The organism is Microbacterium atlanticum (genome assembly GCF_015277815.1).
Lineage (GTDB): Bacteria > Actinomycetota > Actinomycetes > Actinomycetales > Microbacteriaceae > Microbacterium > Microbacterium atlanticum.
Map to the genome: position 1 here is coordinate 3,269,865 of NZ_CP063813.1, position 16,056 is coordinate 3,285,920.

Consider the following 16,056-nt stretch of genomic DNA (forward strand, 5'->3'; position numbering starts at 1 on the left):
GCGTGTCTTGGCGACTCGCCGACCGAACCGCAAAGGAACGCAACATGACGAACCCGACAGCGGCCGAGCTGATCGCCCGGTCGAACCGCCTCGGCGCCGACCCGAAGAACACCAACTACGCCGGCGGCAACACGTCGGCCAAGGGCACCGAGACCGACCCGGTCACCGGCGAGCCCGTCGAGCTGCTGTGGGTCAAGGGCTCCGGCGGCGACCTGGGCACGCTGACCGAGTCGGGCCTCGCGGTGCTGCGCCTGGACCGGCTGCGCGCCCTGGTCGGCGTCTACCCGGGCGTCGATCGCGAAGACGAGATGGTCGCCGCGTTCGACTACTGCCTGCACGGCAAGGGCGGCGCCGCGCCGTCGATCGACACGGCGATGCACGGCCTCGTCGACGCCGCGCACGTGGACCATCTGCACCCCGACTCCGGCATCGCGATCGCCACCGCCGCCGACGGCGAGCAGCTCACCGCGAAGATCTTCGGCGAGAAGGTGGTGTGGGTGCCCTGGCGCCGGCCCGGCTTTCAGCTGGGCCTGGACATCGCGGCGATCAAGGAGCAGAACCCGCAGGCGATCGGGTGCATCCTCGGCGGTCACGGCATCACGGCGTGGGGCGAGACGTCGGAGGAGGCCGAGCAGAACTCCACGGAGATCATCGCCCGCGCCGCCGAGTACATCGAGATCCACGGCAAGGCCGACGCGTTCGGTGGAGTTCGGCCGGGCTTCGAGGCGCTCCCCGAGACCCAGCGCCGCGCGAAGGCCGCCGCCCTCGCCCCGACCATCCGAGGGCTCGCCTCGACCGACAAGCCGATGGTCGGCCACTTCACCGACTCCGACGTCGTGCTGGACTTCCTCGCCTCGGAGCGCGCCCCCCAGCTCGCCGCCCTCGGCACCAGCTGCCCCGACCACTTCCTGCGCACCAAGGTCAAGCCGCTGATCCTCGACCTGCCGGCGGCCGCGAGCGTCGAGGAGTCCATCGCCCGCCTGCACGAGCTGCACCAGGAGTACCGCGCCGACTATCAGGCGTACTACGACGCGCACGCCACCGCCGACTCGCCCGCGATCCGCGGCGCGGACCCGCTGATCGTGCTGATCCCGGGCGTGGGCATGTTCTCTTACGGCGCGAACAAGCAGACCGCTCGCGTCGCCGGCGAGTTCTACGTCAACGCGATCAACGTGATGCGCGGCGCCGAGGCGCTGTCGACCTACACGCCGATCTCGGACGCCGAGAAGTTCCGCATCGAGTACTGGGCCCTCGAAGAGGCGAAGCTGCAGCGGATGCCCAAGCCCAAGACGCACCAGGGTCGCGTCGCGCTCGTCACGGGCGCGGCATCCGGAATCGGCAAGGCGATCGCGACGCGCCTCGCCGCGGAGGGTGCCTGCGTCGTCGTCGCCGACCTCGACCTCGAGAAGGCCCGGGCCGCCGCGGCAGAGCTGGGAAACACGGATGTCGCGATCGGCGTGGCCGCGAACGTCGCCGACGCCGAGGCGATCCAGGCCGCGTTCGACGCCGCGGTTCTCGCGTTCGGCGGCGTCGACCTCGTCGTCAACAACGCCGGGCTGTCGCTGTCCAAGCCCCTGCTCGAGACCACCGAGCAGGACTGGGACCTGCAGCACGACGTCATGGCCAAGGGCTCGTTCCTGGTGTCGAAGGCGGCCGCGAAGATCCTCATCGAGCAGAAGCTCGGCGGCGACGTGATCTACATCTCGTCGAAGAACTCCGTCTTCGCCGGCCCCAACAACATCGCGTACTCGGCGACGAAGGCCGATCAGGCCCACCAGGTGCGCCTGCTCGCGGTCGAGCTCGGCGAGCACGGCGTGCGCGTGAACGGCATCAACCCCGACGGGGTCGTGCGCGGCTCGGGCATCTTCGCCGCCGGCTGGGGCGCGAACCGCGCCGCGACGTACGGCGTCAAGGAAGAGGACCTCGGCCAGTTCTACGCCAACCGCACGATCCTCAAGCGCGAGGTCGTGCCCGAGAACGTCGCCGACGCCGTGTACGTGCTCACCGGCCCCGAGCTCTCCCGCACGACCGGCCTGCACATTCCCGTCGACTCCGGCGTCGCCGCCGCCTTCCTGCGATGACCGCCGTGCGGGAGGCGCGTCACCGAGCGCACGGGTTCGCGCCGAGCGCACCGGTTCGCGACGGCCAGACGCCGTGCGCTCGACGGCAGGTCGTGCGCTCGGAGCGGAAGGCCGGCCGGTGACCGGCGGCGTCGTTGCGGCGGTCGACCTCGGGGCGACGAGCGGCCGCGTCATGCTCGGATACGTGGACGACGGGATGCTGCGCCTCGAGCAGGTCGCGCGCTTCCCCAACGGGCCCGTGTCCGGCCTCGACGGCGGACTGCACTGGGACTTCACGGGGCTGCACCGCCGCATCCTGGACGGGCTCGCCGAGGCGTTCCGGCGCGAGCCCGGCATCGCGAGCATCGGCATCGACTCATGGGCGGTGGACTACGGGCTCGTGCACGGCGACGAGCTGCTCGGCGAGCCGTTCCACTACCGCGACGAGCGCACCGCGCGTGGCGTCGACATCGTGCACCGCAGCGCGCCGTTTCACGAGCTGTACCGCCGCAACGGCCTGCAGTTCCTCCCCTTCAACACCCTCTACCAGTACGCCGTCGAGCCGGCGCTGACCGAGGCCGAGGCCGCGCTGCTGATTCCCGACCTCGTCGCGTTCCTCCTCACCGGCGCGCGCGTCGCCGAGCGCACGAACGCGTCGACCACAGGGCTCGTCGACGTCCGCACCGGCGCGTGGGACCTCGAGCTCGCCGCGCGCCTCGGGATTCCGGCATCCGTCCTCCCGCCGCTCGTCGAGCCCGGCGCGGTGATCGGCACGCTGCACGGCGAGGCGCGGCAGCGCATCGGCGCCCCGCTCGAGGTCATCGCGGTCGGCTCGCACGACACCGCCTCGGCGGTCGTCGCCGTGCCGCTGAGCACCCCCGACGCGGCCTACATCTCGTGCGGCACGTGGGGCCTCGTCGGTGTGGAGCTGGACGCCCCCGTCGTGAGCGACGCCGCCCGTGCGGCGAACTTCACCAACGAGGGCGGTGTCGACGGGCGCGTGCGCTTTCTTCACAACGTCACAGGGCTGTGGCTGCTGAGCGAGGCCGTGCGCACGTGGGAGGCCGAGGACGGCGTCGGGATCGACCTTCCGGGCTTGCTGGAGGCTGCGGCATCCGTCGACGGCGACGTCCCGCTGTTCGACGCGAACGATCCGCGCCTGTCGGCCCCCGGCGACATGCCGGCGCGCATCGCCGCCGTGCTCGCCGAGTCGGGAGCCGCCGTGCCGACGACGCGGCAGGCGTTCGCGCGCTCGATCGTCGAGAGCATCGCCCAGGCCTTCGCCGACGCGGTCGCCACCGCCGCACGGCTGAGCGGGCGCACCGTCGACGTCATCCACATCGTCGGCGGCGGCGCCCTCAACCGTCTCCTGTGCCAGGCGACCGCGGATCGCTCCGGGCTTCCGGTGCTCGCAGGGCCCGTCGAGGCGACGGCGCTGGGGAATGTGCTGGTGCAGGCCCGCGCGCACGGCTGGTTCGGGCCCGATGCGACCCTGGAGGACCTGCGGCAGGTGGTCGCGGCATCCGTCTCGCCCGTCCGCTACGAGCCGCGGCCTGTCGAGTGAACGACTCGGCGCCGAGGGCACGGCCTGTCGTCGCGGCTTCGTCGTGCACCGGGCGGCACGGCGTGCGCTCGCGACCGACCCGGTGGCGGCGACGGCACCATGGAGAGGGAGCATGACGGCATACGCGGCGGCCTTCGACTGGGCCAGGCGGCACGTCGGCGCCGGGCGGCTCCCCACCGCGGTGCTCGGCGTCGCGACCGCCGACGGCGTCGCGGCGCTCGACGCGTTCGGGGCCACCGACGGCCGCACGGCGCGCACCGACGACCCGTACTGGCTGTTCTCGATCACCAAGGTGCTCACCGGCCTGACGGCCGCCCGGGCGGTCGAGCGGGGCTTCCTCACGACCGGAACGCCGCTGTCGGCGGCCCTGCCCGAGTTCGGCGCGGGGCGCGACGACGTCGTGCGGCTGGGGCACCTCGTGAGCCACACCTCCGGCATCCCCGAGCCGGGTCTCGATCCCGCCGAGGGTCTCCGCGCCGCGCTCCTCACCCCGGGGCGCGACTTCGCCGCGGGCACCGCCTCGCGCTACTCGACGGTGGCGTTCGACGGCATCGCCGAGCTCGTCCGCGCCACGGCGGGATGGGAGTGGGATGCCGACATCGCGGCGTGGGCCGCGACGCTCGGCGCACACGGGCTCACGCTCGACCCCGCCGCCGACCCGCATCCCGTGGTCGACGCCGCACGGCTCGGCCTCGACATGCGCGGCTTCGCGCGCCACCGCAACCCCGGCGCCGGGTTCATCGGCACGGCGGGCGACCTGCTGGCGCTCGGCGCGGCGCTGCTGCGCATCGGACGGGGCGAGACGGACGGTATCGTGCAGCCGGCGACCCTGGCGATGATGCGGCGACCCCTCACCGGCGACATCCCGCGCCTGGAGCCGTACCCGGCCGAGCGCGGGCAGGACTGGGGCTTCACGTGGAACCTGCGCACGCGCGCCCCCGGCCTCATCGATCGAGACGTCTACGGCCACGGCGGCTGGGCGGGCACCGAGTTCTGGGTGCATCCCTCGGCGGGAGTCGCGTACGTGCTGTTGACGAACCAGGCCGAGCGTCCCGGGGTCGATCTCGATGAGCTCGACAACGCGGTGATCACCGGCGTCTGACGCAGGCGCCGCTGTCAATCCCTGTCCCGCGCGCTCCCCGGCCTTTAGCGTGGACGCCATGGCAGACAAGCGCGCGGAGAATCAGCCCGTCGAGCAGGACGACCCGACGGGCGGCGACCAGGCGACCGAGGACCAGCTGGAGGCCGACAACCCGGTCGAGGAGGACACGCTGAAGACGCTGGACCCCGACAGCCCTCCCGCCTGATCGCCGGACCGGCACACCCGGTGTAGCTTCGCAACTATTTCGCTAGATAAGCTAGCGAAATGCTGCAGCAAGCGTCGCGCCGCCGCTGGGCCGGCCTGGTCTTCATCAGCGTCGCCGTCGCGCTGATCATCGTCGACTCCACGATCGTCAACGTGTCGACCCCGGCGATCGTCGACGATCTCGGCATCACCTCGAGCGAGGTGCAGTGGGTCCAAGAGGCCTACACGCTCGTGTTCGCCTCGCTGCTGCTCGTGTTCGGCAGCCTCGCCGACCGCTGGGGACGACGACGGATGCTGCTCATCGGCGTCGTCATCTTCACCCTGGCCTCGATCGGCGCGGCGATCGCATCCAGCGGCGGCGCCCTGATCGCGGCGCGCCTGGTGCAGGGCGTCGGCGGCGCGATGATGCTTCCCACCACCCTCTCGCTGCTCAACGCGACCTTCCGGGGCCGCGAGCGCGCGACCGCCTTCGCGGTGTGGGGCTCCACCATCGGCGGGATGGCCGCGGTCGGGCCGCTCCTGGGCGGCTGGCTGACCACCGCGTTCTCGTGGCACTGGGCGTTCCTCATCAACGTGCCGCTGGGCATCGCCATCGTGGTCGGCGTGCTGCTGACGGTCGACGAATCGCGCGGCGCGGCCGAGCCGATCGACGTGGTGGGCGCGGTGCTGTCGGTCGTCACGGTCGGCGCGCTGGTCTTCGGCCTGATCGAGGGCCGCACCTACGGATGGCTCCTCACCGACCGGGCGCCGACCATCGGCGACTGGACATGGCCGTGGTCCGTGTCCCCGGTCGCTGTCGCATTCGTCATCGCCGCCGCGGGCCTCGCGGCGTTCATCGCGTGGGGCCGGCAGCGGCGACGGGCCGGCAGGTCCACGGTCATCGCCTTCGGGCTCTTCCGCATCCCCTCGTTCCGCAACGGCAACATCGCGGCCCTGGTCGTCTCGCTCGGCGAGTTCGGGCTCATCCTGGCGCTCCCCCTCTGGCTGCAGTTCGTGCTCGGGTTCGAGGCCGTCCAGACCGGACTCATCCTCCTCGCGCTCGCGATCGGGTCTTTCGTCGCGAGCGGGCTCGCGGGTGCCCTGAGCGGGCGCGTCGCCCCGGTGTGGATCGTGCGGGCCGGCATCGTCGCCGAGATCATCGGCGTCGCCGCGGTCGGCCTGGTCATCGCGCCGGATGCCTCGTGGGTGCCCCTCGTCCCCGCCCTCTTCGTCTACGGTCTCGGCGTGGGCCTGGCCACAGCGCAGCTCACCGGTGTGGTGCTGGCCGACGTGCCCGCCGCCGAAGGCGGCCAGGCGTCGGGGACGCAGTCGACGGCCCGCCAGCTCGGCGCGGCGCTGGGCATCGCGGTCCTCGGGACCGTCCTGTTCTCGACGACGTCCGCCGTGCTGACGGCGAGCCTCGACGAGCGGGGCATCCCGGCGGCGCAGCGCGACCAGGTCGTCACGGCCGTCGTCGACAGCGCGGGCGGGGCGATCGCCGGCCTCGCCGGGTCGCCGCAGACCGCGCCGCTCGCCGAGGACGCCCGGGCGGCTTTCTCGGCCGGGACGAAGTATGCGAGCTTCACCGCGGCGGGGTTCCTCGCGGTCGGGCTCCTCGCCACGCTCTCGCTCGGTTCGGGGCGGCAGCCCGACGACGACCGCGCGCGCGACGCCGAGGCGGCCGAGCCGGCGTGAGGGGCGGCATCCCCCCACCATCCGGTCGGAGATCTCCCGCCACTCGGGCCTCTCGCCGGGGTGGATCCGACCAGGTGGCGATCTCCGATCCGGCGGCGCGGCGCCGGCGCTACACCTCGCGCGTGATCGTCACCTTGACGTGCAGGCTCGACTTGAAGGGGCCGGCGTACACGCCGCGCAGCGGCGGGACGTCGCCGTAGTCGCGGCCGCGCCCGACCAGCACGTGCCGGTCGCCGATCTCGATGTTGTTCGTGGGATCGAATCCCTGCCACTCGCCCGCGAACCACTCCACCCACGCGTGAGATTCGCCCGTCACCGGCACCCCGACCTCGGCCGAGGGTCGCGGGTGCAGATAGCCCGACACGTAGCGGGCCGGGATGCCGACCTCGCGGAGGGCGCCCAGCGTGATGTGGGCGATGTCCTGGCACACGCCCTTGCGCGCATCCCACGCCTCGCTCGCGGTCGAGTGCACCCCGGTGATCCCGTGCATGTACTCGACGGCGTCGCCGATGGCCACGGCGATCGCGTGCGCCGCGCGCCCCGGATGGTCGTGCTGGGCGGCGATCGAGCGCGCGAGCTCGGCGACCTCGGCGTGGGGGCGCGTGCGTCCCGTCTGCGACAGCTGCTCCACGATCTCGATCGAGCGCTCGGACTCGCGGGCGAGGGCGTCCCACGTGACGTCGACGTGCTCGAGCGGCCGTGGACGCACCTCGACGAGCGAGCGCGCGGTGATCGTCAGCGATGAGTGCGGTGACAGCACGTCGAACGCCGAGACCCGCGTGCCGAAGTAGTCCACGTACTGGTTGACGGATGCCTGGGGCTCGATGTCCAGCGACGAGTTCAGCACGAACTGGCTGTCGGTGGAGCCGGGCAGCATGCGGGCCTCGTTGTACGAGGCCGTCACGTCGCCGTGGTAGCTGAACCCGGTCTGGTGCTCGATGCGGAGTCTTTTCATGAGATCTCTCCGATCCAGCTGGGCTCCGCCTGCGTCGGGAAGAAGCGGCCGCGGATCGCCTCGGATGCCTCGCGCGTGACCTTCTGCACGCGGTCCATGTGCCCGGGCAGCTCGCCGAGGATCTCGGAGATCGGCCGATACTCCAGGTCGTTGCGGATCTGGCCGAGCGCTCGCAGCACCGTGTTGGAGTGTCCGACGCGGTCCGCGCGAGGGTCGATGGCGCTCATGCACTCCTCGGCGCGCTGGATCGAGTAGATGATCGAGCGGGGGAAGAGGCGGTCCAGCAGCAGGAACTCGGCGGCGTTGCGCGCGCTCGGCATGCCGCGGTACGTGCGCAGGTACGCCTCGTACGCGCCGCACGAGCGCAGGATCGTCGTCCACGACGGACCGGATGCCTCGGTCAGCGACCTGGTCGCCAGCAGGCGCGCCGTCATGTCGGTCCGCTCGATGCTGCGTCCGAGTGTGAAGAACTGCCAGGCCTCGTCGCGACTGGTCGACGAGTCCACGATGCCGATCGCGAGGGCGGCGCGTTCGCGCACCCACTGGAAGAACTCGTGCACGCGATCGTTCTGCAGTCGTCGCGGCATCCGTGCGCTCGTGGTGTTGAGCGTCTCCCACAGCTCGGTCGAGACGATCTCGCGGGCCCGCCGGGCGTTCTCGCGCGCGGCGGTGAGGGCGTAGGCGATGCTCGAGGGGTTCATGCGGTCGACGGCGAGGCGCGCCAGCACGTCTTCGCGGCGGACCTGGTCGACGCCGTCGGGCGCGACCGAGCCCATGACGCTCAGCAGCGACCGGCAGGCGGTGTCCTCGTCGATCCACGGATCCTCGAGGAGCAGCTGCAGGTGCACGTCGAGGATGCGCGCGGTGCCGTCGGAGCGCTCGATGTAGCGACCGATCCAGAACAGCGACTCGGCGATGCGGCTCAGCACGCTGCATCACCTCCGAAGTCGCGAGTCGATGCGTTCCGATCGGGTCGAGATGTCTCGCGCGCACGGAACGCGTCGAGTCGATCAGAAGCTGTCGACTCGGGAGCGAGAACGGATGCCGCCTGCTGCTGCTGCTCCTGCTGCTCGCGGTTGCCGCGCACCGGATCGCGCGGCGAGTGGGCGGGTTCGGTCTGCGGGTCGTAGATGATGGGGATCGCGGCGGTCACGGTGGCCTGATCGGCGACGAGCTCGGGCACCTTGCCGGGGCCGTACTCGCTCCCGGTCGGGGCGGAGCCGCCCACGATCCAGGTGTCCTTCGAGCCGCCGCCCTGACTGGAGTTCACCACGAGCTGGCCCTCCGGCAGCGCCACGCGGGTGAGGCCGCCGGGGAGCACCCACACGTCTTCGCCGTCGTTGACCGCGAACGGCCTCAGGTCGGCGTGGCGCGGACGCATGCCATCCTCCACGAGCGTCGGGATGGTCGACAGCATGACGACGGGCTGCGCGATCCACCCTCGCGGGTCGGCGAGCAGACGCTGCCGGAGCCGCTCGAGCTCTGCCGGCGAGGCATCCGGCCCCACCACCAGTCCCTTGCCGCCGGAGCCGTCCACGGGCTTCACCACCAGCTCGTCGAGGCGGTCCAGCACCTCCTCGAGCGCGTTCGGGTCCTCCAGGCGCCAGGTGTCGACGTTCTTGAGGATGGGCTCCTCCGCCAGGTAGTAGCGGATGAGGTCGGGCACGTACGTGTAGAGCAGCTTGTCGTCGGCGACGCCGTTGCCCACCGCGTTGGCGATGGTGACGTTCCCGAGACGGGCCGCGAGCATGAGGCCCGGCGCGCCGAGCATGGAGTCCGCGCGGAACTGCAGCGGGTCGAGGAAGTCGTCGTCGACGCGGCGGTAGATGACGTCCACGCGCTTGGGACCGCGCGTCGTGCGCATGAAGACCTTGCCGCCGATGCAGAGCAGGTCGCGCCCCTCGACGAGCTCGACACCCATCAGGCGCGCCAGCAGCGTGTGCTCGAAGTAGGCCGAGTTGTAGACGCCGGGGGTCAGCACGACGACGTTGGGGTCCTCGATGCCGGCGGGCGCCGACGCGCGCAGGGCCGCGAGCAGCTTATTGGGGTAGTCGCCGACGGGGCGCACCCGCATCGAGACGAAGAGCTCGGGGAGCGTCTGCGCCATGACGCGGCGGTTGGAGATGACGTAGCTCACGCCCGACGGCACGCGCACGTTGTCTTCGAGCACGCGCATCTCGCCGTGCTCGTCTCGGATCAGGTCGATGCCCGACACCTGGATGCGCACGCCGTTGGCCGAGTGGATGCCGGCCGCCTGGCGGTAGAAGTACTGCGAGCTCGCGATCAGCCCGGCCGGGAGCACCTCGTCGCGCACGCAGTGCTGGTGGCCGTAGGCATCGTCGAGAAAGGCCTCGAGGGCCCGCACCCGCTGCTTCACCCCGGCCTCGATGCGCGACCACTCGTCGTAGGTGATGACGCGGGGCACGGCGTCGAGCGGGAACGGGCGCTCCTCGCCGGCGAAGTCGAACGTCACGCCCTGCGCGAGATACGAGCTCGCCAGCGAATCCGTACGGCCGCGCAGCTCCTCCTGGGTCATCTGCGCCAGCGCCTGGTACAGCTCCCGGTAGGCCGCGCGGGACTCGGCGGGCGCGCCCGGATGGTCCGGGCTGCCGAACATCTCGTCGAATGCGGGGACTCCCGAGGGCGTCTTGCGAGGCGCCAGCGTGGAGCCGTAGCCGTCGAACAGGTCACCCATGCCCACGAGCCTAATGCGGGGTGCGTTGCGCTCGTGTTTCCGGTTCTGCCGTCCCGGGCGCCTCCCGCGGACGTACCCTTGCTGCATGGCGGGCGACGCCTCTGGCCGCGGCATCGCGGCCCCCCTCGCGTGGGTGGCCGGCGTGGCCGCCGTCGTGCTCGGCGCGGGCCTGGGCGAGCTCGTCGCCGGTGTGCTGGCGCCGGCGTCGAGCCCGGTCGCCGCGATCGGGTCGGCGCTGATCGACAGCGCTCCGCCCTGGGCGAAGGACACCGCGATCGCCTGGTTCGGCACCGCCGACAAGCTCGCGCTCCTCATCGGGATCGCGATCGTCATGCTGGCTCTCGCCGCCCTCGCGGGGTGGCTGCAGGCGCGGTTCCCGCCGTGGGGCGTCGTGCTGGTGGCGGCGTTCGGCGTAGCCGGCGCCGTGGTCGCCGCGACGCGTCCCGGGGCGGGCCCGGTGGCATGGCTCCCCGCCGTCGTCGCGGGCACCGTCGGCGCCGCAGCACTGTGGCTGCTGCTCCGGATGCTGCGCCCTGCCGCAGCCCCCACTCCCTCGGTCCCCGAGGCGACGGCGGAGAGCGGGGCGCCACAGCCGAGCCGGCGGGCGTTCTTCGCGTGGGCGGGCGCGGCGGCCGGCGTCGGTATCCTCGCGGTGATCGCCGGGAACCTGCGGAGCGCGGCGTCGGCGGGTGTGGCGGCGGCGCGGCGGGCGCTGCGGCTTCCGGAGCCGGCGGTGGCGGCATCCGCTGTCCCGCAGGGTGCGGAGCTGGACCTGCCGGGACTTGCCGGCGTCGTCACGCCGAACGACCGGTTCTACCGCATCGACACCGCGCTCATCGTGCCGGAGGTGGACCCGGCGGACTGGCGGCTGCGGATCCACGGCATGGTCGCCGAAGAGGTCGAGCTGACCTGGGACGAACTGCTCGCGCTGCCGCTCGAGGAATCGTGGACCACCCTCACGTGCGTGTCGAACGAGGTGGGCGGCACGCTCGTCGGCAACGCCCGGTGGCTCGGCCACCCGATCCGCGAGATGCTCGCGCTCGCGCGGCCCGCCGCCGACGCCGACATGGTGCTGTCGCGGTCGATCGACGGGTTCACCGCCTCGACGCCGCTCGAGGCGCTCACCGACGGCCGCAACGCGATCCTCGCCGTCGGCATGAACGGCGAGCCGCTGCCGCTGGAGCACGGCTTCCCGGTGCGGATGGTGGTGCCGGGGCTGTACGGCTACGTGTCGGCGACCAAGTGGGTGACCGAGCTCGAGGTGACGCGGTTCGACCGTGCACGCGCCTACTGGACGGATCGCGGCTGGTCGGAGCGGGGGCCCATCAAGCTGCAGTCGCGCATCGACGTGCCGCGCAGGGCGCAGGGACTGAAGGCGGGCGAGGTCGTCATCGCCGGCGTGGCGTGGCATCAGGGCGTCGGCATCGCCGGTGTCGAGGTGCAGGTCGACGACGGCCCGTGGCAGGAGGCGACGCTCGCGCCGGCCATCTCGGACGACACCTGGGTGCAGTGGAGCCTGCCGTGGACGGCGACCGCCGGCGACCACCTGCTGCGGTGCCGCGCCATCGGCAAGGACGGCGAGCAGCAGACGCCTGACCGCGCCCCGCCCGCACCCGACGGCGCCACCGGGTGGCACGAGCGGTTCGTCGAGGTGTTCTGAGGGGCCCGCCGAGTCCGCCCGCTCGGGGCGCCCCGCCGGCGGCGTCGGCCCGAAGGACCGCAGGCACGCTCCGGCGTCAGCCGGCCAGGACCACCCGCAGCTGCTCGATCGCCCAGTCGAGCTCAGTCGCACGCACGACGAGCGGCGGCGCGATGCGGATCGTCTGGCCGTGCGTGTCCTTGACCAGGACGCCGCGCGCGATGAGCTTCTCGGCGATCTCGCGGCCGGTGCCGACGGCGGGGTCGATGTCGACGCCCGCCCAGAGCCCGACGACGCGCACGCCCGTGACGCCGTGGCCGAGGAGCTCGCGGAGCTTGAGCTCGAGGTGCTCACCGAGCAGCTCGGCCCGTCGCTGGAACTCGCCGGTCTGCAGCATCTCGACGACCCGCAGCCCCACGGCCGCCGCGAGCGGGTTGCCCCCGAACGTCGAGCCGTGCTCGCCGGGACGGATCACGCCCAGCACGTCGCGGTCCGCCACGACAGCCGACAGGGGAAGGATGCCTCCGCCCAGCGCCTTGCCGAGGAGGTAGACATCGGGCACCACGCCCTCACGGTCGCACGCGAAGGTCTCACCGACGCGGGCGAGGCCCGACTGGATCTCGTCGGCGATGAGCAGCACGTCGTGGGCGGTGCAGATCTCGCGGACCGCCCGGAGGTAGCCCTCGGGCGGCGGCACGACACCGGCCTCGCCTTGGATGGGCTCGATGAGCACCGCGGCGATCTCGGGCGTGATCGCGGCCTCGATCGCCGCGGCGTCGCCGTACGGGACGGGGACGAAACCCGGTGCGAACGGACCGAAGTCCGCACGCGCGCCCGGGTCGTCGCTGAAGCCGACGATCGTCGTCGTCCGGCCGTGGAAGTTGCCGTGCGCGACCACGATCTGTGCGCGGTCGGCGCCGATTCCCTTCACGCGGTAGCCCCATGCCCGCGCGACCTTGATGCCGGTCTCGACGGCCTCGGCGCCCGTATTCATCGGCAGCACCAGGTCCTTGCCGCACAGCTCGGCCAGCGCCGCGGCGAACGGCCCGAGCCGGTCGTTGTGATACGCGCGGCTGGTGAGGGTCAGCCGATTCAGCTGCTCCTGCGCGGCGGCGACGATCGCGGGGTGCCCGTGACCGAAGTTGAGCGCCGAGTAGGCCGAGAGCAGGTCGAGGTAGCGCTTGCCCTCGACGTCGGTGACCCACGCCCCCTCGCCGCGGGCGATGACGACAGGGAGCGGGTGGTAGTTGTGGGCGACGTGCTCCTCTTCACCGGCGATGATCCGGATCATGGCCGTGTCGAGCGAGGGCGAGGTGGCGGTCATGAGTGCGTCCTCTTTCCGGACTGTCAGCGCCGCAGCTCGAGCGTGCAGCACTTGATGCCGCCGCCGCCGAGCAGGAGCTCCGACAGGTCGACGAGCACCGGGTGGTAGCCGCGCTCGCGCAGCTGAGCCTCGAAGCCCTTGGCGCGCGGCGAGATGATGACGTTGCGGCCGTCGCTGGCCGAGTTGAGGCCGAACACCGCGCCATCGGCGTCGGCGACGCGGATCGCGTCGGGGTAGCGCTCGGCGAGGACCGCCTGGCTGCGCTCGTCGAACGCGCCCGGCAGGTAGGCGATGTTCGCGCGCTCGACGCCGCCCGGACCCTCGACGGGGTCGAGCACCGAGATGGCGGTGTCGAGGTGGTAGAACCGCGGGTCGACGAGGGTGAGGCTCACGACCTCCCTGCCGAACACGTCGGCGAGCTCGCGGTGGCTGTCGCCGGTCGAACGGAATCCGGTGCCGGCGAGGATGGTCTGGCCGACGAGGAGGAAGTCGCCCTCGCCCTCGTTGACCTCCTGCGGCACGACGACCTCGAAGCCGTTGGCGCCGAACCAGTCCATGAAGGCCGGGCCCTCGGGCACGCGCTCCGGGAAGCGGAACTTGGCGCCGTAGGCGATGCCGTCGATCACGAAACCGCCGTTGGCCGTGTAGACCATGTCCGGCAGCCCCGGGATGGGGTCGATCAGCTGCACCTCGTGGCCGAGCTCGAGGTACGTGTCGTAAAGCGCCTGCCACTGCCGCACCGCGAGGGCGGTGTCGGTGGGATTGGCCGGCTCCATCCAGGGGTTGATCGTGTAGCTCACCGTGAAGTGCTCGGGCCGGCACATCAGGTAGCGACGGTGCTGCTGGATGCGCAGTCCGGCGGCGGACGACTCGGTCATCGGGGCGGCGGCGGCGGGCGCGGTGTTCTGCGTGGACATCATGCTCCTGTACGAGGGGCGGCGGACGCTGTCCAGAGGCCCGGCGGCCCTTCGACTCGCTGTGCTCGCTCAGGAGCCGCAGCCGTGAAGGGATGCAACCGGGCACGCCGCGTCCATTGTCTCACGGACGATGCGTGCGGCCTGGGAATGGGCAGGGCGGATGCCGCGCCCGTCAGTCCGCGAGCACCACGACCTTGCCCACCGTGTGGCCGGCAGCGACGTGCGCGAGCGCGCCACGGGCTTCGGTGAAGGCGAACGTCCGCTCGATCACGGGTCGCACGGAGCCCGCGACCGTCAGCGCCAGGAGCTGCGCCAGGACGTCGGGCTTGGCCACGGCGGCGAGCGGACGCAGCGGACGCTTCGAGCCGAGGGAGAGGACGGATGCCGCGGCAATGCGCCCGATCGGGCCGAGCACGCGCCCACCCTCTCCTGAGACGAGCACCACCGCGCCGCCGTCGCGCACGAGTCCCTGCAGGGTGCGCAGGCGCGTCGTGCCGGCGATGTCGATGACGACGTCGAACGGCTGGGCGGCCAGCTCCGGCGCGTCGGGCGCGACGGCTCGGTAGTCGAACGTGCGCGCCGCGCCCAGCTGCTCGACGAGCGCCCGGTTGCGCTCCCCGCAGAGCGCCCACACCTCCGCGCCCCGCGCGGCGGCCAGCTGCACGGCGAACGTGCCCACTCCGCCCGAGGCGCCGATCACGAGGACGCGATGACCGGATGCCACTCCCCCGCGCTCCAGCGCCTGCCACGCGGTGCCGCCGGCCACGGGGAGCGCCGCTGCAGGGAGCGCGTCGACGCCGGCAGGTCGCGGCACCAGGCGCGACGCCGGGCAGACGGCGTATCGGGCGAGGCCGCCTCCGCTCGGGAGCTCGGCGACCACCTCGTCGCCGACCGCGATGCCCTCGACGCCCTCGCCGAGCGCGACGACGGTTCCGGCGGCGTCGATCCCGCGCACGGCCTGGCGGGGTCGTCGCAGTCCGAATGCCAGGCGCACCAGCAGCGGCTTGCCGCGCATGACGCGGACGTCGCCGTTGTTGAGCCCGGTCGCGCGCAGCCGCAGCAGCACGTGCCCGCGGCGCGGGGCGGGGACATCGGCCCTCTCGAGGACGACGTCGTCGGCCTCGCCGTAGCGGTGCTGGCGCCATGCGGGCATCGAGTCGGTGCGCAGGGATTGCGGTGAGGGGAGCGTTCGGTCGGACATGTCATGCCTCCGGGTAGTCGAAGAGGTCGTCGAGCCCGACGCCGAAGGCGCGGGCCAGCTGGAACGCGAGCTCGAGCGTCGGCGAGTACCGCCCCTGCTCGATGGCGATGAGGGTCTGCCGCGTGACACCCACGCGCCGGGCGAGCTCGGCCTGCGTCATGCCGGCCGCCTCCCGCACCGCGCGGATGGAGTTGGTGACTCGAGTGGGCTTGACCATCAGACGAGCCCTCGCCGGTAGGCGACGACGCTGGCCACGCCGCCGGCGATCGAAGACAGCGCGAAGCCGAAGAACATCGCATTGGCGATCCAGAACCAGTCGGCCTCGAACGCGCAGAGGAGGATGACCCCGAGTCCGGCGATGACCAGGAAAGCCTGGCCCACATTGGTCGCCATGGCCGCGATGTCGCGATCGCGCTGGTCGCTCTTGCCCACGCCCTCGGGATCCCGCATGCCGGCCAGGATCCCCCACACGATGCTCACGAGGATCGCGGCGAGGATGCTCAGGCCGATCGTCCACAGCATCAGCGGCACCCAGTCGACATCGCTGAGGGGACCGCCGCCGGACTGCTGCAGCACGAGGGCCACGTACACGACGACGCCGATCACGCTCACGATGAGGCTCGACCACACATTGCGCTCTTGGTAGACCATGGCTCCACCCTCCCGGATGTCCAAAATTCTTGACACCTACGATAGGCCGGGTCTACCGTCCGTGTCAAGA

14 protein-coding genes are annotated in these 16,056 nt (G+C 72.2%); 6 read left to right on the plus strand and 8 right to left on the minus strand.

Annotated features, from left to right (window positions below; all coding sequences use genetic code 11):
• Nucleotides 1-44 precede the first annotated feature (44 nt).
• The 5 genes from IR212_RS14985 (at nt 45) to IR212_RS15005 (ending at nt 6,604) form a co-directional block, all read left to right on the plus strand.
• The gene (locus IR212_RS14985) at nt 45-2,081 is read left to right on the plus strand and encodes a bifunctional aldolase/short-chain dehydrogenase (protein ID WP_194396654.1); all 2,037 of its coding nucleotides are present in this window, start codon (nt 45-47) and stop codon (nt 2,079-2,081) included.
• Between the two features lie 118 nt (nt 2,082-2,199).
• Nucleotides 2,200-3,624, plus strand: coding sequence for a rhamnulokinase (locus IR212_RS14990; RefSeq protein WP_194396655.1), 1,425 nt, complete (start codon nt 2,200-2,202; stop codon nt 3,622-3,624).
• 112 nt (nt 3,625-3,736) lie between these two features.
• On the plus strand, nt 3,737-4,726 hold the full coding sequence (locus tag IR212_RS14995; protein WP_194396656.1) for a serine hydrolase domain-containing protein: 990 nt from the start codon (nt 3,737-3,739) through the stop codon (nt 4,724-4,726).
• Nucleotides 4,727-4,784: 58 nt separating this feature from the next.
• Nucleotides 4,785-4,931 (plus strand): hypothetical protein, encoded by a 147-nt coding sequence (locus IR212_RS15000; protein WP_194396657.1) that lies wholly within the window; start codon nt 4,785-4,787, stop codon nt 4,929-4,931.
• A gap of 59 nt (nt 4,932-4,990) precedes the next feature.
• Complete coding sequence (locus tag IR212_RS15005) at nt 4,991-6,604, plus strand: MFS transporter (protein ID WP_194396658.1); 1,614 nt, start codon at nt 4,991-4,993, stop codon at nt 6,602-6,604.
• A gap of 109 nt (nt 6,605-6,713) precedes the next feature.
• On the opposite strand, the gene IR212_RS15010 is transcribed toward IR212_RS15005, so the two are convergent.
• From IR212_RS15010 to IR212_RS15020, 3 genes are read right to left on the minus strand one after another with little or no spacing between them, the layout of a single operon-like run.
• Nucleotides 6,714-7,559, minus strand: coding sequence for a transglutaminase family protein (locus IR212_RS15010; protein WP_194396659.1), 846 nt, complete (start codon nt 7,557-7,559; stop codon nt 6,714-6,716).
• Nucleotides 7,556-8,488 carry an alpha-E domain-containing protein gene (locus IR212_RS15015; protein WP_194396660.1) on the minus strand — a complete coding sequence of 311 codons (933 nt, stop codon included), beginning with the start codon at nt 8,486-8,488 and terminating at the stop codon, nt 7,556-7,558. The genes IR212_RS15010 and IR212_RS15015 overlap by 4 nt, the downstream gene beginning before the upstream one ends.
• Nucleotides 8,482-10,254: a circularly permuted type 2 ATP-grasp protein gene (locus tag IR212_RS15020; protein WP_228479359.1), complete on the minus strand. Its 1,773-nt coding sequence runs from the start codon at nt 10,252-10,254 to the stop codon at nt 8,482-8,484. The genes IR212_RS15015 and IR212_RS15020 overlap by 7 nt, the downstream gene beginning before the upstream one ends.
• Nucleotides 10,255-10,339: 85 nt before the next feature.
• On the opposite strand from IR212_RS15020, the gene IR212_RS15025 reads away from it, so the two are divergent.
• Nucleotides 10,340-11,914, plus strand: a complete 1,575-nt coding sequence (locus tag IR212_RS15025; protein ID WP_194396661.1) for a molybdopterin-dependent oxidoreductase — start codon at nt 10,340-10,342, stop codon at nt 11,912-11,914.
• Nucleotides 11,915-11,990: 76 nt separating this feature from the next.
• On the opposite strand, the gene rocD is transcribed toward IR212_RS15025, so the two are convergent.
• The 5 genes from rocD to IR212_RS15050 form a co-directional block, all read right to left on the minus strand.
• Nucleotides 11,991-13,217, minus strand: coding sequence for an ornithine--oxo-acid transaminase (gene rocD / locus IR212_RS15030; protein ID WP_273542103.1), 1,227 nt, complete (start codon nt 13,215-13,217; stop codon nt 11,991-11,993).
• Between the two features lie 23 nt (nt 13,218-13,240).
• Nucleotides 13,241-14,095: a dimethylargininase gene (gene ddaH, locus IR212_RS15035; RefSeq protein ID WP_194398716.1), complete on the minus strand. Its 855-nt coding sequence runs from the start codon at nt 14,093-14,095 to the stop codon at nt 13,241-13,243.
• Between the two features lie 211 nt (nt 14,096-14,306).
• Nucleotides 14,307-15,335: an NAD(P)-dependent alcohol dehydrogenase gene (locus IR212_RS15040; protein ID WP_194396662.1), complete on the minus strand. Its 1,029-nt coding sequence runs from the start codon at nt 15,333-15,335 to the stop codon at nt 14,307-14,309.
• Between the two features lies 1 nt (nt 15,336).
• Nucleotides 15,337-15,552 (minus strand): helix-turn-helix transcriptional regulator, encoded by a 216-nt coding sequence (locus IR212_RS15045; protein ID WP_194396663.1) that lies wholly within the window; start codon nt 15,550-15,552, stop codon nt 15,337-15,339.
• Nucleotides 15,552-15,986: a hypothetical protein gene (locus tag IR212_RS15050; protein ID WP_194396664.1), complete on the minus strand. Its 435-nt coding sequence runs from the start codon at nt 15,984-15,986 to the stop codon at nt 15,552-15,554. Before IR212_RS15050 ends, IR212_RS15045 begins: the two co-directional genes overlap by 1 nt.
• Nucleotides 15,987-16,056: the final 70 nt, after the last annotated feature.